At 51.5% G+C, this 19,448-nt stretch carries 21 protein-coding genes; 12 read left to right on the forward strand and 9 right to left on the reverse strand.

Features of this window, described 5'->3' with window-relative positions; all coding sequences use genetic code 11:
* Positions 1–18 precede the first annotated feature (18 nt).
* The 4 genes from pabB (at position 19) to F4V72_RS17265 (ending at position 5,344) form a co-directional block, all read left to right on the forward strand.
* Positions 19–1,383, forward strand: coding sequence for an aminodeoxychorismate synthase component 1 (gene pabB / locus F4V72_RS17250; protein ID WP_072158641.1), 1,365 nt, complete (start codon positions 19–21; stop codon positions 1,381–1,383).
* A gap of 3 nt (positions 1,384–1,386) precedes the next feature.
* The gene (locus F4V72_RS17255) at positions 1,387–1,965 is read left to right on the forward strand and encodes a CoA pyrophosphatase (RefSeq protein WP_023247713.1); all 579 of its coding nucleotides are present in this window, start codon (positions 1,387–1,389) and stop codon (positions 1,963–1,965) included.
* A gap of 275 nt (positions 1,966–2,240) precedes the next feature.
* A complete protein-coding gene (sdaA, locus tag F4V72_RS17260) occupies positions 2,241–3,605 on the forward strand; it encodes an L-serine ammonia-lyase (RefSeq protein ID WP_023185515.1) in 1,365 nt (454 codons plus the stop codon).
* 137 nt (positions 3,606–3,742) lie between these two features.
* Entirely contained in the window at positions 3,743–5,344 is a 1,602-nt protein-coding gene (locus F4V72_RS17265; protein ID WP_023247714.1) for an EAL domain-containing protein, read from the forward strand.
* A 21-nt stretch (positions 5,345–5,365) separates the two neighbouring features.
* Here the strand turns inward: F4V72_RS17265 and yoaE are convergent, their stop codons facing one another.
* Both yoaE and F4V72_RS24855 read right to left on the reverse strand, forming a co-directional pair.
* Positions 5,366–6,925 carry a CNNM family cation transport protein YoaE gene (yoaE, locus tag F4V72_RS17270; protein ID WP_023247715.1) on the reverse strand — a complete coding sequence of 520 codons (1,560 nt, stop codon included), beginning with the start codon at positions 6,923–6,925 and terminating at the stop codon, positions 5,366–5,368.
* Positions 6,913–7,245 carry a protein YoaL gene (locus tag F4V72_RS24855; RefSeq protein ID WP_371113464.1) on the reverse strand — a complete coding sequence of 111 codons (333 nt, stop codon included), beginning with the start codon at positions 7,243–7,245 and terminating at the stop codon, positions 6,913–6,915. Before F4V72_RS24855 ends, yoaE begins: the two co-directional genes overlap by 13 nt.
* A gap of 151 nt (positions 7,246–7,396) precedes the next feature.
* Between F4V72_RS24855 and manX the strand changes: the two genes are divergently transcribed.
* The 5 genes from manX (at position 7,397) to mntP (ending at position 11,575) form a co-directional block, all read left to right on the forward strand.
* Complete coding sequence (gene manX / locus F4V72_RS17275) at positions 7,397–8,365, forward strand: PTS mannose transporter subunit IIAB (RefSeq protein WP_000150521.1); 969 nt, start codon at positions 7,397–7,399, stop codon at positions 8,363–8,365.
* Between the two features lie 52 nt (positions 8,366–8,417).
* Complete coding sequence (gene manY / locus F4V72_RS17280) at positions 8,418–9,218, forward strand: PTS mannose transporter subunit IIC (RefSeq protein WP_000406918.1); 801 nt, start codon at positions 8,418–8,420, stop codon at positions 9,216–9,218.
* Between the two features lie 12 nt (positions 9,219–9,230).
* Positions 9,231–10,082, forward strand: coding sequence for a PTS mannose transporter subunit IID (locus F4V72_RS17285; RefSeq protein ID WP_024149642.1), 852 nt, complete (start codon positions 9,231–9,233; stop codon positions 10,080–10,082).
* Between the two features lie 58 nt (positions 10,083–10,140).
* A complete protein-coding gene (locus tag F4V72_RS17290; protein WP_053507876.1) occupies positions 10,141–10,599 on the forward strand; it encodes a DUF986 family protein in 459 nt (152 codons plus the stop codon).
* A gap of 409 nt (positions 10,600–11,008) precedes the next feature.
* Positions 11,009–11,575 (forward strand): manganese efflux pump MntP, encoded by a 567-nt coding sequence (gene mntP / locus F4V72_RS17295; protein WP_023247718.1) that lies wholly within the window; start codon positions 11,009–11,011, stop codon positions 11,573–11,575.
* On the opposite strand, the gene rlmA is transcribed toward mntP, so the two are convergent.
* From rlmA to mgrB, 6 genes are all read right to left on the reverse strand, one after another.
* On the reverse strand, positions 11,572–12,381 hold the full coding sequence (rlmA, locus tag F4V72_RS17300; RefSeq protein ID WP_023247719.1) for a 23S rRNA (guanine(745)-N(1))-methyltransferase: 810 nt from the start codon (positions 12,379–12,381) through the stop codon (positions 11,572–11,574). The two genes, mntP and rlmA, sit on opposite strands and share 4 nt — an antisense overlap.
* A 66-nt stretch (positions 12,382–12,447) precedes the next feature.
* A complete protein-coding gene (gene ftsI, locus F4V72_RS17305) occupies positions 12,448–14,193 on the reverse strand; it encodes a peptidoglycan glycosyltransferase FtsI (RefSeq protein ID WP_023247720.1) in 1,746 nt (581 codons plus the stop codon).
* A 220-nt stretch (positions 14,194–14,413) separates the two neighbouring features.
* Positions 14,414–14,623: a transcription antiterminator/RNA stability regulator CspE gene (gene cspE / locus F4V72_RS17310; RefSeq protein WP_001062678.1), complete on the reverse strand. Its 210-nt coding sequence runs from the start codon at positions 14,621–14,623 to the stop codon at positions 14,414–14,416.
* A 12-nt stretch (positions 14,624–14,635) separates the two neighbouring features.
* On the reverse strand, positions 14,636–14,779 hold the full coding sequence (locus tag F4V72_RS17315; protein WP_001537930.1) for a DUF2627 domain-containing protein: 144 nt from the start codon (positions 14,777–14,779) through the stop codon (positions 14,636–14,638).
* Positions 14,780–15,429: 650 nt separating this feature from the next.
* Positions 15,430–15,717, reverse strand: a complete 288-nt coding sequence (locus F4V72_RS17320; protein WP_023247721.1) for a YebO family protein — start codon at positions 15,715–15,717, stop codon at positions 15,430–15,432.
* 70 nt (positions 15,718–15,787) lie between these two features.
* Positions 15,788–15,931 (reverse strand): PhoP/PhoQ regulator MgrB, encoded by a 144-nt coding sequence (gene mgrB / locus F4V72_RS17325; RefSeq protein WP_000714547.1) that lies wholly within the window; start codon positions 15,929–15,931, stop codon positions 15,788–15,790.
* A 157-nt stretch (positions 15,932–16,088) separates the two neighbouring features.
* Here mgrB and F4V72_RS17330 point away from each other — a divergent pair, with 157 nt between their 5' ends.
* Positions 16,089–16,328 carry a YobH family protein gene (locus F4V72_RS17330; protein WP_023247722.1) on the forward strand — a complete coding sequence of 80 codons (240 nt, stop codon included), beginning with the start codon at positions 16,089–16,091 and terminating at the stop codon, positions 16,326–16,328.
* A 210-nt stretch (positions 16,329–16,538) separates the two neighbouring features.
* Here F4V72_RS17330 and kdgR read toward each other — a convergent pair whose 3' ends face one another.
* Complete coding sequence (gene kdgR, locus F4V72_RS17335; RefSeq protein WP_023247723.1) at positions 16,539–17,330, reverse strand: DNA-binding transcriptional regulator KdgR; 792 nt, start codon at positions 17,328–17,330, stop codon at positions 16,539–16,541.
* Positions 17,331–17,505: 175 nt separating this feature from the next.
* On the opposite strand from kdgR, the gene F4V72_RS17340 reads away from it, so the two are divergent.
* Positions 17,506–18,879, forward strand: coding sequence for an MFS transporter (locus F4V72_RS17340; protein WP_079836756.1), 1,374 nt, complete (start codon positions 17,506–17,508; stop codon positions 18,877–18,879).
* Between the two features lie 397 nt (positions 18,880–19,276).
* Positions 19,277–19,405: a hypothetical protein gene (locus tag F4V72_RS24630; protein ID WP_254888655.1), complete on the forward strand. Its 129-nt coding sequence runs from the start codon at positions 19,277–19,279 to the stop codon at positions 19,403–19,405.
* Positions 19,406–19,448 lie beyond the last annotated feature (43 nt).

Below are 19,448 nucleotides of genomic sequence, written 5' to 3' on the forward strand. Positions count from 1 at the left end.
TGTTGTAACGAGTCAGGAATGATGAAGACGTTATCTCCCACTGTTATTACCTTACCCTGGCGTCCGGACGCCGCTGAACACTATTTTGCGCCCGTAAACCATTTGCCCTGGGCGATGCTGCTGCATTCCGGTGATGCTATTCATCCCTATAACCGTTTTGATATTCTGGTCGCCGATCCTGTCACCATGCTGACCACGCGCGCACAGGACACCACGGTATGTACTGCGCGCACAACCACCGTCACTCTCGACGATCCGTTACACGTTTTGCAGACACAGCTAGAGGCGCTGCCTTTCCATCCTCAGCCTGACCCTGACTTACCCTTTCAGGGTGGCGCGCTGGGTCTGTTTGGTTACGATTTAGGGCGGCGTTTCGAAACTCTGCCCGATACTGCCGCACACGATATCGCTTTACCGGATATGGCAATTGGCATTTACGACTGGGCGTTGATTGTCGATCACCAAAAACAGGTGGTGTCGCTGATAAGCTATCACGATGCAGACGCCCGATATCGCTGGCTCACCAGCCAGCGCGCGCCGACCCGAACGCCCTTTACGCTTACCTCAGCCTGGCAGTCCAATATGACGCGTTGCGAGTACGGCGAAAAATTTCGTCAGGTGCGGGCCTGGTTGCACAGCGGGGACTGTTATCAGGTCAATCTTTCCCAACGTTTTCAGGCGAGCTACGAAGGTGATGAGTGGCAGGCTTTCGAACGCCTTAACCGCGCAAATCGCGCTCCGTTTAGCGCCTTTCTTCGTCTGCATGACGGCGCCATATTGAGTCTTTCTCCCGAGCGTTTTATCCAACTGGAGAACGGTCATATCCAGACGCGCCCGATCAAAGGTACGCTCCCACGGCTTAACGATCCGCAGGCGGATCATCAGCAAGCGCAGAAACTGGCCAACTCAATGAAAGATCGCGCCGAAAATTTGATGATCGTCGATTTGATGCGTAACGACATTGGCCGGGTCGCCGTGCCGGGTTCGGTGAAGGTGCCGGAACTGTTCGTCGTCGAACCATTTCCTGCCGTTCACCATCTGGTCAGCACCATTACCGCCCGTTTACCGGACTCGCTTCATGCCACCGACCTGCTGCGCGCCGCCTTCCCCGGTGGCTCCATTACCGGCGCGCCTAAAGTGCGGGCAATGGAAATTATTGACGAACTGGAGCCGCAGCGACGCAACGCCTGGTGCGGTAGCATCGGTTATCTGAGTTTCTGCGGCAACATGGATACCAGTATTACCATCCGCACCGTCACGGCGACACAGGGCCAACTCTATTGCTCAGCCGGAGGCGGTATCGTGGCCGATAGCAAGGAAGAAGCGGAATATCAGGAAACTTTTGATAAAGTTAATCGTATCCTGCACCCACTGGAGAACTAATACGTGGATACCAGCCGTCTGACGCTCGATCATTTCTTATCGCGCTTTCAGCTTTTGCGCCCGCAGATGACTCATGAAACGTTAAATCAACGTCAGGCCGCCGTACTGATCCCTGTGGTTCGTCGCCCCCAGCCGGGGCTGCTGTTGACCCAGCGGGCTATTCATTTGCGCAAACACGCCGGACAGGTCGCCTTTCCCGGCGGGGCCGTGGACAGTACTGATGCTTCGCTTATCGCCGCAGCGCTTCGCGAAGCGCAGGAGGAAGTCGCCATCCCGCCACAAGCCGTGGAAGTGATTGGCGTTTTACCACCGGTAGACAGCGTGACTGGTTTTCAGGTCACACCAGTGGTCGGCATTATTCCCCCCAACCTTCCCTGGCACGCAAGTGAAGACGAAGTGTCTGCGGTGTTTGAAATGCCGCTGGCGCAAGCGTTGCAACTGGGTCGATATCATCCGCTCGATGTTTACCGTCGCGGCACTTCGCACCGCGTATGGCTCTCCTGGTATGAGCATTATTTCGTCTGGGGCATGACCGCAAACATTCTTCGTGAGCTGGCGCTGCAAATCGGCGTGAAGCCCTGACTATATACAAAGTCATTCAAGTTGCTTCAAGGCGGCAAGCGAGCGCATCCCACTCGCAGCCTCCACAGAGGCAGCCTGAGGGATAACGTGTATATACTTAACTTTACGCGCGCAAGACACGACTTGAGATTACTGCCGCAATATTAGTAAAAACGCAGTTATTCATTAGTTTAATTCATGTGAATAGTTAAGCTGATAGCGGCGTTCCCTCTTACACTATGCGCAGTTATAACATCGTAACCGGAAGCCCCGGTTGCCCTGTCAGGAGTATTATCGTGATTAGCCTATTCGACATGTTTAAGGTAGGGATTGGTCCCTCCTCTTCCCACACTGTTGGCCCGATGAAGGCCGGTAAACAGTTCGTCGATGACCTGGTCGAAAAAGGATTATTGGATAACGTTACCCGCGTCGCTGTCGATGTCTACGGCTCGCTGTCGCTGACGGGGAAAGGTCATCATACCGATATCGCCATTATTATGGGATTGGCGGGTAATGAACCCGCTACCGTGGATATTGATAGTATCCCCGGTTTTATTCGCGACGTCGAAACGCGCGAGCGTCTGTTGCTGGCCCAGGGACGTCAGGAAGTCGATTTCCCGAAAGATGACGGAATGCGTTTTCATAATGGCAATTTGCCGCTACATGAAAACGGGATGCAGATCCACGCCTGGCATGACGACACGGTCATTTATAGCAAGACGTACTATTCCATCGGCGGCGGCTTTATCGTTGATGAAGCGCATTTCGGCCAGGAAGCGACGAATGAGGTTACTGTGCCTTATCCGTTTAAATCGGCGAAAGAAATGCTGGAGTATTGCAACAGCACCGGCCTTTCACTCTCCGGCATGGTGATGCAAAACGAACTGGCGCTGCACAGCAAGAAAGAGATTGAAGAGTATTTCGGTCACGTCTGGCAAACCATGCAGGCCTGTATTGATCGCGGTATGAATACCGAAGGCGTTCTGCCGGGGCCGCTGCGCGTACCGCGTCGTGCCTCCGCGTTGCGTCGTATGCTGGTTTCCAGCGATAAACTTTCCAGCGATCCGATGAACGTCATTGACTGGGTGAACATGTTTGCCCTGGCAGTGAACGAAGAGAACGCCGCTGGCGGCCGCGTCGTGACGGCGCCAACCAACGGCGCGTGCGGCATCGTTCCTGCGGTGCTGGCATACTACGACCATTTTATTGAGTCTGTCAGTCCGGATATTTACACCCGCTACTTCCTGGCGGCAGGCGCTATTGGCGCACTGTATAAGATGAACGCGTCTATTTCCGGCGCCGAAGTCGGCTGTCAGGGCGAAGTCGGCGTCGCCTGTTCGATGGCGGCGGCAGGCCTTGCTGAACTGTTGGGCGCCAGCCCGGAACAGGTTTGCGTTGCTGCTGAAATCGGCATGGAGCATAACCTGGGGCTAACCTGCGACCCGGTTGCCGGTCAGGTTCAGGTGCCGTGTATCGAGCGTAACGCCATTGCTTCGGTTAAAGCGATCAACGCTGCGCGTATGGCCATGCGTCGAACCAGCGCGCCGCGCGTCTCGTTGGATAAAGTCATCGAAACGATGTACGAAACCGGAAAAGACATGAACGCAAAATACCGCGAAACGTCACGCGGCGGGTTGGCCATTAAAGTCCAGTGTGATTAAACGCCGTTTCCCCTCCCTTCGCCCATCTGCTACGGATGGGCGAAATTTTTATCTCTTCCTCGTCGACTCCACGTTTCCCCACTACACTTGCTGTGTCGCGGTTGGCTTTTGTCGCCAACGCTTATTGGGCGGCCCGCATGCAAACAGCACAACGGATCATCAATCATTATCGCCGTAATCGTTTCATTGTTTGCACGATTTGTGCACTGACCACGCTCATTCTTACGCTGAGCATCCGATTTATTTCGGAGCGGAACTTAAATCATCATCGCACGGTCGCGTTCGCGAATCATGCCGTTGATGCGCTGGATAATGTTTTGCATCCCCTCCAGGTCGGACGAAACGTGCTGCTACCATTGCTTGAACTTCCGTGCGCGACCGCGCATCTGCCGTTGCGTAAGCAAGCCGCCCGCCTGCAAACCATCCGTTCTATCGGGCTGGTGAAAGAAGGAATACTCTACTGCTCAAGTATTTTTGGTGCCCGTAACGTCCCCATGCGCCAGCTTCAGCCCGATCTTCCCGCAGCCAGCGATCTACTGCTGCTTTCCACGGATCAATCATTACTCAAGGGAAGCCCGATTCTCATTCAGTGGTATCCCGCCTCCGCCGATGGCCAGGATGGCGTGATGGAAATTGTAAATATTGGCTTGCTGACAACCATGCTACTTGAGCCGCAGCAGCCGCAGATTACCAGCGCCAGCCTGACGGTCGGCAAACGGCACCTGTTATATGGTCGGGGCGTGGTCGATACTCTCCCGGAATTAAAAAAAGATGAAGAGCGTTACCAGCTCTCATCGCAGCACTTTCCTTTTACTATCAGCGTCAGCGGACCGTCGGCAGGCGAACTGGCGTTCAAGCATCTACCGACGCAGTTACCGCTGGCCGTATTGCTTAGCCTGTTGATCGGTTATATCGCCTGGCTGGCGACGGCCAGCAGAATGAGTTTTTCCTGGGAGATTAATCTGGCCCTCGCCGAACGTGAGTTTGAGCTATTTTGCCAGCCGTTGCTCAATGCCCGTACGCAGCAGTGTACCGGCGTTGAGATCCTGTTACGCTGGAACAACCCGCGCCAGGGCTGGATCTCACCGGATGTTTTTATTCCTATCGCCGAGGAACATAACCTGATAGCGCCGCTTACCCGCTATGTGATTGCGGAAACCATTCGGCAACGGCACTACTTCCCCATAAGCCACCAGTTTCATATCGGCATCAATGTTGCGGCAAGCCATTTCCGGCACGGCGTGCTTCTCAGGGATCTTAATCAGTACTGGTTTAGTGCGGAACCTGTTCAGCAACTGGTGCTGGAGCTCACGGAACGCGACGCGTTACTTGACGTTGATTACCGCCTGATGCGAGAGCTGCATCGTAAAGGCGTGAAGCTAGCCATCGATGATTTTGGCACAGGAAACAGCTCGCTCTCCTGGCTGGAAAAGCTGCGTCCGGATATTTTGAAAATCGATAAATCCTTCACCGCCGCCATCGGCACCGATGCGGTAAATTCAACCGTGACCGATATTATCATCGCGCTGGGGCAAAGACTGAATATTGAACTGGTTGCGGAAGGGGTCGAAAACCAGACGCAGGCACAACATTTGCGCCAGCATGGCGTACAAATGTTACAGGGCTATCTCTATGCGAAGCCGATGCCAATTAGCGAATTTCCACAGTGGCTGGCGGGCAGCGCGCCGCCCCCCGCCCGGCATAACGGACAGGTTATGCCCGCTATGCCGCATCTATAGACTTGATTCCTGCGTGTGACGTTATTCCTCTTCGTCACGGACAGGCTGTTCTTTAACAATCCGAACCAGATCTACACGATAGTCGTTGGCCTCGACAATGGTGATCCGCAACGGCGGAACATCAATGACATCGCCTACACGAGGAATATGGCCATTAGCGGCGATCACTAACCCCGCGACCGTCGCAATATCGCCCTCTTCGTTCACCAGATGGTCAACTTCCAGCGCCTGCTGTAGCGCATGAAGATCGGTGCCGCCCTTCACTATCCAGCCCTCGGCATCGGCAACGATTTCCGGCGTTTCATCGGCATCCGGGAACTCACCGGCAATCGCTTCCAGCACATCCAGCGGCGTAACCAGCCCCTGCACCACGCCGAACTCGTTAGTGACGATAACGAAACTGCCGCGCGCGCGACGCAGAACGCCTAACAGATTGATAGGATCAAGCGTTTCCGGCACCACTATCGCCGGAGAAGACGCGGCGATAGCCGCCACATCCGCGCCCTCTTCCAGCGCCACTAGCAACTCTTTCGCGCGAACGATACCGATAATTTCATCCAGCTCGCCCCGACATACCGGGAACAGGCTATGCGGAGAAGAGAGCAACTGCTGACGGATTTCAGCTACGCTGAGATTCGCATCCACCCAACTAATTTCGCCTCGCGGCGTCATAATGCCGCGCAGGGAACGCGACGCCAGAGTCAGTACACCGTTAATCATGTAGCGCTCTTCTTCGGCGAAGGCGCCTTCCGACACCGACATCGCGACCGGGCTATCTGTCTCATGTTGCGTACTCGCCTGGCGTTTACCGCCCATCAGACGCAGGATAGCGTCCGCAGTACGCGCGCGCAGCGGCAACGTGGACTGATGACGAATAAAGTTGCGGCGCGCAATCTGGTTAAACACCTCGATAATGATCGAGAAACCAATTGCCGCGTACAGGTAGCCTTTCGGAATATGGAAACCAAACCCTTCCGCCACCAGGCTCAAACCGATCATCAGCAGGAAGCTCAGACAGAGCACCACCACCGTCGGATGCTGGTTGACAAAACGGGTCAGCGGTTTTGACGCCAGTAGCATCACCGCCATCGCAATCACCACCGCCGCCATCATAACCGGCAGATGGTTCACCATACCTACCGCCGTAATCACGGCGTCCAGCGAGAAGACCGCGTCCAGGATGACAATCTGCGTGACCACGACCCAGAAGCTCGCATAACCTTTACCGTGTCCGGCGTCATGCTCGCGGTTTTCCAGACGCTCATGCAGCTCGGTGGTCGCTTTAAATAGCAGGAATATCCCGCCCAGTAGCATAATTAAATCGCGACCGGAGAAGGTAAAATCCCAGACGGTAAAGAGCGGCTTTGTTAAGGTCACCAGCCACGAAATTATGGACAGCAGCGCCAGACGCATAATCAGCGCCAACGACAGCCCGATAAGACGCGCTTTGTCACGCTGCTTTGGCGGCAATTTATCGGCCAGAATCGCGATAAACACCAGGTTATCGATGCCCAGGACAATTTCAAGGACGACGAGCGTGAGTAAACCCACCCAAATTGAGGGATCCATTAATAATTCCATGACAAGCTCCTGCTTAAGGAATGACTAAACGGCGCCCACAACATCTCAAAGGATGCAGGCGGTAACGCAATAAACAAAGTAAGGTTATGGCAAGATATGCCAGATTGACAGGCGCAAAACGGCCAAAAAGTGAAATGACGTCGGTGACGATCCATACAACGGGCTGCTGCCCTATACCCCATTCTAATTAAACGGAAGCTAAACATAACAGAGACAACTGGTTTTTGGCAAAGATTTACCTTCCTTTGCAAAGAGATGTAACCAGGATATTTTACACTTCGAAATTTCTCATTATCGAAAACAAAATTACGGATCTCCATCACACAAAATATTTTTTTCGATATCTAAAATAATTCACGAAAATCATGCGTTTTTCGTTGTAACCCGGATCTGAATCGATTCGATTGCGGACGGCGATGCAAAAATACATCTGTCAAGTTGATGTGTTGACAATAATAAAGGAGGTAGCAAGTGACCATTGCTATTGTGATAGGCACACATGGTTGGGCTGCAGAGCAGTTACTTAAAACAGCCGAAATGCTGTTAGGCGAACAGGAAAACGTCGGCTGGATCGATTTCGTTCCAGGCGAAAATGCCGAAACGCTGATCGAAAAGTACAACGCTCAGTTGGCTAAACTCGATACCAGTAAAGGCGTGCTATTTCTCGTCGATACATGGGGAGGCAGTCCGTTTAACGCTGCCAGCCGCATTGTCGTCGATAAAGAGCGCTATGAAGTTATTGCCGGCGTCAACATCCCGATGCTGGTCGAAACGTTTATGGCTCGTGATGACGATCCGAGCTTTGACGAGCTGGTCGCACTGGCAGTAGAAACCGGTCGCGAAGGCGTAAAAGCGCTGAAAGCGAAACCGGTAGAAAAAGCCGCGCCAGCACCAGTCGCCGCCGCGCCAAAAGCTGCCGCGCCGGCAAAACCGATGGGCCCGAATGATTATATGGTTATCGGGCTTGCCCGTATCGATGACCGCCTCATTCACGGTCAGGTCGCTACCCGCTGGACTAAAGAGACCAATGTCAGCCGTATTATTGTCGTGAGCGATGAAGTCGCAGCGGATACCGTACGTAAAACGCTGCTGACGCAGGTTGCGCCGCCGGGCGTTACAGCGCATGTGGTTGACGTTGCGAAGATGATTCGCGTCTACAATAACCCGAAATACGCCGGCGAACGCGTGATGCTTCTCTTTACCAATCCTACCGACGTCGAGCGCATCGTTGAGGGCGGCGTGAAAGTCACTTCCGTGAACATTGGCGGTATGGCCTATCGTCAAGGTAAAACGCAGGTGAACAACGCCGTTTCCGTCGATGAAAAGGATATCGAAGCTTTTAAAAAGCTCAACGAGCGCGGCATCGAGCTTGAGGTGCGTAAAGTTTCCACCGATCCGAAACTGAAAATGATGGATTTAATTGCCAAAGTGGCGAAATAACCGCCGGCATTTAATTAGCTTTCACACTTAAGATAGCAATAGGAGAAGTACAATGGAGATTACCACTCTTCAGATTGTGCTGGTGTTCATCGTCGCATGTATCGCGGGTATGGAGTCGGTACTTGATGAATTTCAGTTCCACCGTCCGCTGATCGCCTGTACCTTAATCGGCGCCGTTCTGGGGGACATGAAAACCGGTATTATCATCGGCGGTACTCTGGAAATGATCGCTCTGGGCTGGATGAACATCGGTGCCGCCGTTGCGCCTGATGCCGCACTGGCGTCCATCATCTCTACCGTTCTGGTTATCGCCGGGCACCAAAGCATTGGCGCCGGTATCGCGCTGGCGATTCCGCTGGCGGCGGCAGGCCAGGTACTGACCATTATCGTACGTACCATCACCGTGGCATTCCAGCACGCGGCGGACAAGGCGGCTGAAAACGGCAACCTGACGGCGCTCTCCTGGCTACACGTTTCCTCCCTGTTCCTGCAGGCAATGCGTATCGCTATCCCGGCGGTTATCGTTGCTATCTCCGTAGGCACCAGCGAAGTACAGGGGATGCTGAATGCGATTCCTGAAGTTGTCACAGGCGGTCTGAACATCGCCGGCGGCATGATCGTCGTGGTTGGTTATGCGATGGTTATCAACATGATGCGCGCAGGCTACCTGATGCCGTTCTTCTACCTCGGTTTCGTCACCGCGGCTTTCACAAATTTCAACCTGGTCGCACTGGGTGTCATCGGCGCAGTGATGGCTATTCTTTACATCCAACTGAGCCCGAAATACAACCGTGTAGCGGGCGCGCCTGCAGCGGCGGCTGGCAATAACGATCTCGATAACGAACTGGACTAACAGGTGAGCGAAATGGTTGATATGACTAAAACTACCACCGAGAAAAAACTCACTCCGAGCGATATTCGCGGCGTATTCCTTCGTTCTAACCTGTTCCAGGGGTCATGGAACTTCGAACGTATGCAAGCGCTGGGCTTCTGTTTCTCTATGGTGCCGGCGATTCGTCGCCTGTATCCGGAGAATAATGACGCGCGTAAACAGGCGATTAAGCGTCATCTGGAGTTCTTTAACACTCATCCTTACGTTGCGGCGCCGGTACTGGGCGTGACCCTGGCAATGGAAGAAAAGCGTGCGAACGGCGCGGAGATTGACGATGGTGCCATCAACGGTATCAAAGTCGGTCTGATGGGACCGTTGGCGGGCGTCGGCGACCCTATCTTCTGGGGTACCGTCCGTCCGGTATTCGCGGCGCTGGGTGCTGGTATCGCCATGAGCGGCAGCCTGCTTGGTCCGCTGCTGTTTTTCATCCTGTTTAACCTGGTGCGCCTGGCGACCCGTTATTATGGCGTGGCTTATGGCTACCGCAAGGGCGTCGATATCGTTAAAGATATGGGCGGCGGCTTCCTGCAAAAACTGACTGAGGGGGCGTCAATTCTCGGCCTGTTTGTCATGGGGGCGCTGGTTAACAAGTGGACGCATGTGAATATCCCGCTGGTGGTCTCCACCATTACCGGTCAGGATGGTCAGACACGTGTTACCACCGTGCAAACCATTCTCGACCAGCTGATGCCGGGTCTGGTCCCACTACTGTTGACCTTTGCCTGTATGTGGCTGCTGCGTAAGAAAGTTAACCCGCTGTGGATTATCGTGGGCTTCTTCATCATCGGCATCGCCGGCTACTCCGTCGGACTGCTGGGCCAGTAAGGCTGTTGTACACTACCGGGGCCAAACGGCCCCGTTTTTTTATTTCTCTGGAGGATAAATGACTATCACGGACCTGGTGCTGATTCTCTTTATTGCCGCATTATTGGCTTATGCTCTCTACGATCAGTTCATCATGCCCCGTCGCAATGGCCCCACTCTGCTTTCTATAGCCCTGCTTCGCCGTGGTCGCGTAGACAGCGTTATCTTTGTTGGGCTGGTCGCCATCCTTATCTATAACAACGTGACCAGTCACGGAGCGCAGATGACCACATGGTTACTAAGCGCGCTGGCATTAATGGGGTTTTATATATTCTGGATCCGCACGCCACGGATCATCTTTAAACAACGTGGTTTTTTCTTCGCCAATGTCTGGATAGAATATAACCGTATTAAAGAGATGAATTTATCGGAGGACGGCGTACTGGTGATGCATTTAGAACAACGACGTTTGCTTATCCGTGTACGCAATATCGACGATCTGGAAAAAATATATAAGCTTCTTGTTGCAACTCAATAAGTTAAGATATAGCCTCAACTATGTTTTTCGAATTTTATTTCGAATCATAATATAGCTAAGGCTATATTTTCTATTGACCAATTGTTATTTAATTTAACGTTTTATTGATGAATAAATCTAAATGAAAATCGTTTTCAATTGAAAGGCAAATAATATTTTATCGCTGTTGTTTTATATTCTAAAAATATGTTAATGTTGCGCCGTCAATTGGGGAGTAGCCGATTTCCGGACTCCGGAAATGTACGCGTCAACATACTCGTTGCAAAACGTGGCGCGTACGGACCAGCCGCCGCTGGTCAGGCGAGACCATAGGCGCATCAACTGCTGTGTATTTCGTCACAGGATGGCGACATGCATGTTTGCTGGGGGCGGTGATGTGTTTAATGGATACCCCGGTCAGGACGCTGTCATGCACTTTACTGCTACTGTTCTTCTTGCTTTCGGCATGTCGATGGATGCTTTCGCGGCATCGATTGGCAAAGGCGCCACCCTCCATAAACCCAAATTTTCAGAAGCGTTGCGTACCGGCCTTATCTTTGGCGCGGTTGAAACGCTGACCCCGTTGATCGGCTGGGGGTTGGGGATGTTGGCGAGTAAATTCGTTCTGGAATGGAACCACTGGATAGCCTTTGTTCTGCTGATCTTTCTGGGCGGACGCATGATCATCGAAGGTATCCGCGGCGGTAGTGATGAAGATGAAACACCGCTACGTCGCCACAGCTTTTGGCTATTAGTCACGACGGCTATCGCGACAAGCCTCGATGCTATGGCGGTTGGCGTCGGTCTGGCGTTTTTGCAGGTGAACATCATCGCTACCGCATTGGCTATCGGTTGCGCCACGCTTATCATGTCCACCCTCGGAATGATGATCGGTCGCTTTATCGGCCCAATGCTGGGTAAGCGTGCTGAAATTCTCGGCGGGGTCGTACTGATAGGGATTGGCGTCCAGATCCTCTGGACGCATTTTCACGGTTAACTGTCACGCTGCCAGAGATGAAGGTTGAAATCCGTCTGGCAGCTAAGCCCGGCGCTGACGGCCAGTTGTTCCCACACTTCCGGTCTGGCTCGCCAGGCGAATGGCGTCATTTGCAACAGTGCTACAGCCGCTTCGGCGTTGAGCTGCATGTGATAAGCAAGGCGGGTACTCTGCTGCAATGTGAATCCGTCGAGCTGCTCGGTATGCGGCGCATGTAAACGCACCTCATCATAAATGAGTCCTTTTAGTTCCATCAGATGATGCGGTCCCGGCGTCGCGGTAACGACCCAACCACCAGGTTTCACTACACGCGCCAATTCCTGCGCCTTACACGGGGCGTAGATTCTGATCACCGCATCCATTGACGCATTGGCAAAGGGCAGTCGATGGCTTGACGCCACACAAAACTTCACCTGCGAATAGCGCTTCGCCGCCGCTTTGATCGCCGTTTTAGCAACGTCCAGTCCAAACGTGGTGATTCCCGGCAACGCCTCTGCAAAAGCATGGGTGTAATACCCTTCGCCGCAGCCGATATCCAGAATCGCCGTGGCCGACTTATCCAGCCGCTCGCGCAACAGGTTAATCACTGCATCGCGCAACGGCTGATAATGGCCTGCATCAAGAAACGCTCTCCTCGCCTGCATCATTTCGGCGCTGTCGCCCGGATCGCGTGAACGTTTATGCTGTACCGGCAGCAGATTGATATAGCCCTCTTTCGCCACATCAAACTGATGGCGCTGTGGGCACATAAAGCTGTTATTAATCTGCGTAAGCGGCTGATGGCAAAGCGGACAGGTAAACGACATGACAACTCCGGACTGGGGGCGCTAAAGGGCGCAAGTGTAACGCGAATTGCGCCCCGGGAAAATCCTTTACGAGCCTGGAACCGCAACGTGGCTGCCATGCATCACCAGAAGGTGATCTGAATCGGCTGGCATGCCGTCTGGCTCAACATTTTCCAGCCGCAATACATCGCCCATGATCTGGCTGAATACAGGCGCAGATACCGCGCCGCCATAATAAGCCCCATTTTGCGGATTATTAATCACCACCACCAGCGCAAATCTGGGATTGCTTGCCGGGGCTACGCCTGCGGTATATGCCACATACTTATCAACGTATTTACCATCATCGCCAATTTTTTTCGCCGTCCCGGTTTTGACCGCAATACGGTAGTCTCTTACTGCGGCTTTTGTTCCGCCGCCGCCAGGCAACGCGACGCTCTCCATCATATGTTCCACCTCGTGCACCAGTTCTTCCGACATTACCCGCGTGCCAATCACGGGCGGATCAACTTTGGTGATCGATAACGGACGATAAATACCAAAGCTGCCAATCGTGGCATAAACGTGCGCCAGTTGCAGCGGCGTCACCATTAATCCATAGCCAAAGGCGAAGGTAGCGCGATCCAAATCACTCCAGTAACGGCGTTTCGGTAATAACCCGCTGCTCTCTCCGGTGAGACCAAGTCCGGTAGGCACGCCGAAACCAAAGCTTTTATAAGTATCCATTAATTTCTGTACCGGCATCGCCAGAGAAAGGTGAGAAACGCCGGTATCACTGGATTTTTGCAAAATGCCGGTTAATGTCAGTTCAGGATAGTAACCGACGTCGCGGATACGGTGTCCATCGAGAATAAAGGGATGGGTATCGATAACACTGTCCGGTTGCACGATGCCCTGCTGTAATGCAGTCATAATGACCAATGGCTTCACGGTAGAACCGGGTTCGAAGGTGTCGCTGATGGCGCGGTTACGAAAATCATCCAACTGCGCGCCTTCACGGTTGTTGGGGTTGAAATCCGGGTAGCTCGCCATCGAGAGGATTTCACCCGTTGGGATGTTAATCAATACGGCAGCGCCGGATTCCGCTTTATTCCAGGTGACGGCGTTATCCAGCGCATCTTCGGTAACCGTTTGCAGACGTTCATCAATGCTAAGCTGAAGTTCATGAGCAGGAACCGGATTCACTTCCGTAATATTCTCTATAACGTGGCCAAACTTATCTTTACGCACCAGTCGGGAGCCCGGTTTTCCCGTCAGTTGCGCGTTAAAGCTCTTTTCAATACCTTCTATTCCCTGCCCGTCGATATTGGTAAAGCCGATCAAATTGGCCGCTACATGCCCGGCGGGGTAAAAACGGCGCGACTCTTCCCGCAGGTTAATGCCCGGTAGATTCAGTTTATCTATCCATTCGGCTTGCTGAGGTGAAACCTGGCGCGCCAGGTAGATAAAACGGCCTGCCGGGTTGCTGTTTACCCGTTCAGCAAGCGTACTGAGCGACAGATGTAGCGCGCTGGCCAGCGCCTGCCAGCGCTCATTGTAGCCAACTCCGCCTTTGCTTATGATAGTTTTCGGATCGGCCCAGACAGCATTAACCGGAACGCTCACCGCTAAGGGGCGCCCTTCTCTGTCGATGATCATGCCGCGTGGAGAAGCCGTCGTCACTTCACGAAGCGAGCGCATATCTTCTTGTTTCACCAGTTTCGACGGCGTAACAATTTGCAACCATGCCACCCGCCCTAACAGCAATGCCATACTGAGCAGAATGGCAGTGCAAAGTAGTGCAAAACGTATGGGCGTAAAATTACGGGTATCGCCGTCGCTTTTCTTTTTCACCTGATCTCCAGCCGAATCATTTTTCAGGTGATTGATTTAACGGGAAACGGCAGGAAAAACCAGAAAAAACAATGCTAATAATATCGCGCCTTTGCAACAAATCGCTAACGAGAGCGCATTCAGACACATTTTGAAGGATATTGAATTAAAAAGCCCCGCTTTTAGCGAGGCTTTATATCTGAGGCTGACGCGACAAACCGCATCAAATCAGTGGGGTCGATCAGATAGCTGTTACGTTAACAGCAGCCGGACCTTTCTGGCCGTCCTGAATTTCGAACTCAACGTTCTGGCCTTCAGCCAGAGTTTTGAAGCCATTGCCCTGGATAGCGGAGAAGTGTACGAACACATCTTTGCTGCCATCAGCCGGAGTAATGAAGCCAAAACCTTTGGACTCGTTGAACCACTTAACTTGACCTTTAATCTTTGCCATTTGCAAAATTCCTTAGAGTGTTTTCTTTGCCCGCAGGCATAACATAGATAAAACTGAGACATTACTGCTTGAGGCACTAATATAAGGTTCGGCAGAGAAGCGGTATTCAACGTCAACGTGTTTACTCAGGACTTCTTTACTGAAAATGCCACACATAAACAGAACTGTACCTCGTTTAACCCAAAGCCTGTTATCACATACAACGTTAATTATGGCAAGCCATTTTTAAACGTGTCTCGATCCGTCGCACAAATTACGAGAACCTTCACAAATTGACAGCACGTTTATGCAACAAAACTGCTGAAAATATATCCTTGCAAATTGGCGGACTTCCTGACAACGTCATTGCTGAACTGCCACTTTTTTACCATAGCTCAATAAGTTCGCTTCTTCCAGTACATCAAATCACATTTAAAAGCTGTATCTTTTATATCACTTTTTATGCAGATTAATGCATAAAATATCACAATGCTAAAAAACACCTTTTAATCAAAATAATAGAAAAGAAAAGAGGTATTCGACACTGCTTCCTGTGAAATTTCTCGCCTTTACAGGATGTCTTAAAATAATGAACAAACAATGACAATCCACAAAAAGAGAGAGAAACGTTTCGCTTTTAATAGACAATGATCGATATCACAAAATTGACATATACACATTTGTTATAGATATAAAACTATGTTTCATATAAAGCCATATATTATCTAAGGCGTTGATACTGTATTGTCAGTTACAAGCGGCAACACTGACAAATCCGAAGGGGGAATGGGGCGTATGGTATCTGGCTGCTTGCGCCCCGGTAAGCGTTATCGTTCAGCAACCAGACGGATGATGTCCTCATCCTCCTTCCGCTCGCTTGCCGCTATTGCGGGTTCAGCGTCTTTTTCTGGTTCGTTTGCTTCACAAAGGCGGCGCAACAACGCGTTTTGCCGCTTCTGTTGATCCAATAACGCTTCGAGCAATTCTATCTGCTCGTTAGCGCGGGAACTTGCCCGGTTGACAAAGAACCAGATCGCCAGCCCGACCACCAGAACCACCATTGATACTATTAAAGATGCAAGAGAAAACGCACCAGAGTTTAAAACATCGTTCATTTCACCACCTCAATGTAGAGACGTCATTCTACCACTGCTACACGGGAAGGAAATCTCTGGTATAAAACGTTTACCAGGGAATAAATTTATTGATGGCGCAAATACCGCTGAAAAATTGTACATCCTGATCGCACATGATATTAAACACCTGCGCCCACAGCAACAGGCATACCACCACCACGATGCCGAGAACGACCCATCGAAATTTTTTCACTCCACTCTCCGATCTTACATCTTATGTCGCTAAATTATCATGGGTTACCTAAACCAGGAGTAACTGTAGCGGCATTATATGTTTTTAGGAATGATTCACTTGTTTCAATCAATGTACACGCTACTCTTATTCTAACTAAAAAAGAAAAGAGGTAGTAATGCGTTTGATCATTCGCGCAATTGTATTGTTTGCCCTGGTGTGGATAGGCCTGCTGCTGAGCGGCTATGGCGTACTGGTGGGAAGTAAAGTGAACGCTGCGGGGCTAGGCCTGCAGTGCCATTACCTGACTGCACGTGGCACCACCACGGCGCAATATGTCCATACCAATAGCGGCATCATTGGCTTTTCTGACTGTCCCCTTTTCAGAAAAAGCGCCACTGTCGTGGATAATGGCTAAGCGATAATAAATAATTTCACAGCGAAACTATCACGGATGATTACCCTATATTAGCTGTTGTTTATAAGCGTCGTTAAATAATGTTTTAATAACCGTTAAATAAGCCGACAGTCATTATCCTCTTTGACCATTCCATCTCACCAGATGTTATAAAAAAAGCAGCTACATTTTTCGCGGCTGCTTTTTTTAACGTCATGCTAATAACGTTGCTTAGAAGGGATAATCGTTGTAACCCATTTGTTCAGAAATTTTACGCGCGGCGGCGTGTAACATAGCCACATATTCCTGTAGGCGCTCTTCTGAAAAGCGCAGCGTCGGGAACGAAATGCTTAACCCTGCGATTACCACGCCAAAACGGTCGAATACCGGTACGCCGATACAACGTAACCCTTCTTCCTGTTCTTCATTATCTTCACCGTAGCCTTGCGCACGTACTTTATCCAACAGCGGCAGCAACGCTTCAGTACTGGTAATGGTTCGTCCGGTGCTTTGTTTATACTCTACGCCGTCGAGAATCTGCTTAACCTCATCGCGATCGCGCCAGGCCAGAAGCACTTTACCGATGGCCGTACTGTACAGCGGATTACGACGACCAATGCGTGAGTACATCCGTAGATTGTACATAGAGTCAATTTTATGGATATAGACAATACTGTCTTCATCCAACGCGCCAAGATGGATAGTTTCTTTCGTCAGACGAGACAGTTCGCGCATCTGAATGTCCGCACTGCGGATCAAATCAACATTTTGCAAGGCTCGCGCGCCCAGTTCAAACAGCTTTAACGTCAGAGAGTATTTTTCAGACTCCCCCTCCTGAGCCACGTAGCCCAGCGTTTTCATGGTTTGCAAAAAGCGATAAACGGTGCTTTTCGACATCATGACGCGCTGCGATAGCTCGGTAATCCCTATTTCACGCTCTTCACCCAGCGCCTGCAGAATGCCGAAAACCTTCAGCACAGAAGATACAGAATCAGGCTGTTTATCCAGATCTGCGTTTGCCATTTATCACCTCATTACGAGTGTTTTATAAAATTCAGAACGAGTTTTTATTATAATTTCACGCCAGGTCGCCCGCAATCCATCTTTGCTTACTTCGTTACAAATCTGCGACATAACACCTCAATATTGATGCTAAAATTATTATTCAGCTCATAATTATCATTATTACAAAATACTTATGGAAAAAACACGGGCCGACGGCCTGCCCCTCCCGCAGAGATACGGTGCTATCCTGACGATTATTATCGGTATTTCGATGGCGGTTCTGGATGGCGCAATCGCTAATGTCGCGCTGCCAACTATTGCGACTGATCTACACGCCTCCCCTGCCAGCTCTATCTGGATTGTCAATGCGTACCAAATCGCGATTGTCGTCTCACTACTTTCCCTGTCTTTTTTAGGCGACATGTTTGGTTATCGCCGGATCTATAAATGTGGTTTAGTGGTATTTCTGCTTTCATCATTGTTTTGCGCGCTTTCAGACTCGCTGCAAATGCTCACGCTGGCGCGCATTGCGCAGGGGTTTGGCGGCGCGGCGCTAATGAGTGTAAACACGGCGCTGATTCGACTTATCTACCCCCAGCGTCATCTGGGACGAGGCATGGGAATTAACTCTTTTATCGTCGCTGTCTCTTCCGCCGCTGGTCCAACAATCGCCGCGGCGATCCTGTCCATCTCATCATGGAAATGGCTGTTTCTGATTAATGTCCCATTAGGTATCATCGCCTTAATTCTGGCTATACGCTTTTTACCGGCAAACATCGCCCATGACGCTAAGCCTCGCTTTGACTTACCGAGCGCGGTAATGAATGCGCTCACATTTGGCCTGCTGATTACTGCGTTGAGCGGCTTTGCTCAGGGACAGTCGCTAGCGTTGATTGGCGCAGAGCTGCTCGTTCTGGTCGTGGTCGGGTTTTTCTTCGTGCGCCGACAGCTTTCTTTGCCCGTCCCCTTGTTACCCATTGACTTGTTACGCATTCCGCTTTTTTCACTCTCGATCGGCACGTCAATTTGTTCGTTCTGTGCGCAAATGTTGGCCATGGTCTCGCTACCTTTTTACCTGCAAACCGTGTTGGGCCGCAGCGAAGTAGAAACCGGCCTGTTGTTGACGCCCTGGCCGCTGGCCACGATGGTGATGGCGCCGCTGGCCGGTTACCTGATAGAACGTCTTCATGCTGGTTTGCTGGGGGCGCTGGGAATGGTGATAATGGCAGCCGGGTTGTTTGCTCTGGTCATGTTGCCAGACTCCCCCTCCGATGTGAATATTATCTGGCCGATGATCCTTTGCGGCGCAGGGTTTGGCCTGTTCCAGTCGCCGAATAATCACACCATTATTACTTCCGCGCCGCGTGAGCGCAGCGGTGGCGCCAGTGGGATGCTGGGCACGGCGCGACTGTTAGGCCAAAGTACTGGCGCTGCGCTGGTAGCGCTGATGTTGAACCAGTTTGGTGACAGCGGAACCCACGTGTCGCTGCTGGCGGCGGGCTTTCTGGCGACCCTTGCCGCCATCGTCAGTGGACTTCGGATCACCCAACCCCGGATCAAGGGATAAAAAAGGTTCATCGCAGGTTAGCGTGAACCAATAGAAAACGGCAGTCAGAACGTTTAGGTTTGTATTCGCCAGAACACACCCTGAACCTTCAAAACTGCCGTTACTATGAATGCTAGCCTGACTTCTCTTTCTGGAAAGGGTTCAGTGTCTCTTCCTGCACTAAAATTACTCCCGATACACGGCTCATTCGCCTCCAGCCTCTGACTTCCCTAACCCCATATTGTCGCTCCGCATATTCACGATACTTCCCTGCGACGTACCTGCTCAGTTAGAAGGTCTCGCTGGATGTACCCGTTCGCCGCTTACGCTGCTCATCCTGCGGCATTATGACCGAAAAAATCAACTGGCTGCCTGAGCGTCAGCGATACACCTCCACCCTGTCGGCGTGAATAGCTATATGGACATGAACACTGCGTTACTGGAAGCCAGTCAGCCATTAAATACAGTCGATGTGATGAAAACGGCACTGAAAGAAGTGTGGTATGCCCCGAATGAACAGGAGGCGAGCCAGCACAGGAATAGTTGAAAAGGCAGGAGCGTATTATTGCAGGGAAGAGATGTGAATATCG

The organism is Salmonella enterica subsp. diarizonae, from assembly GCF_008692785.1.
In the GTDB taxonomy this organism is placed as follows: Bacteria; Pseudomonadota; Gammaproteobacteria; order Enterobacterales; family Enterobacteriaceae; genus Salmonella; species Salmonella diarizonae.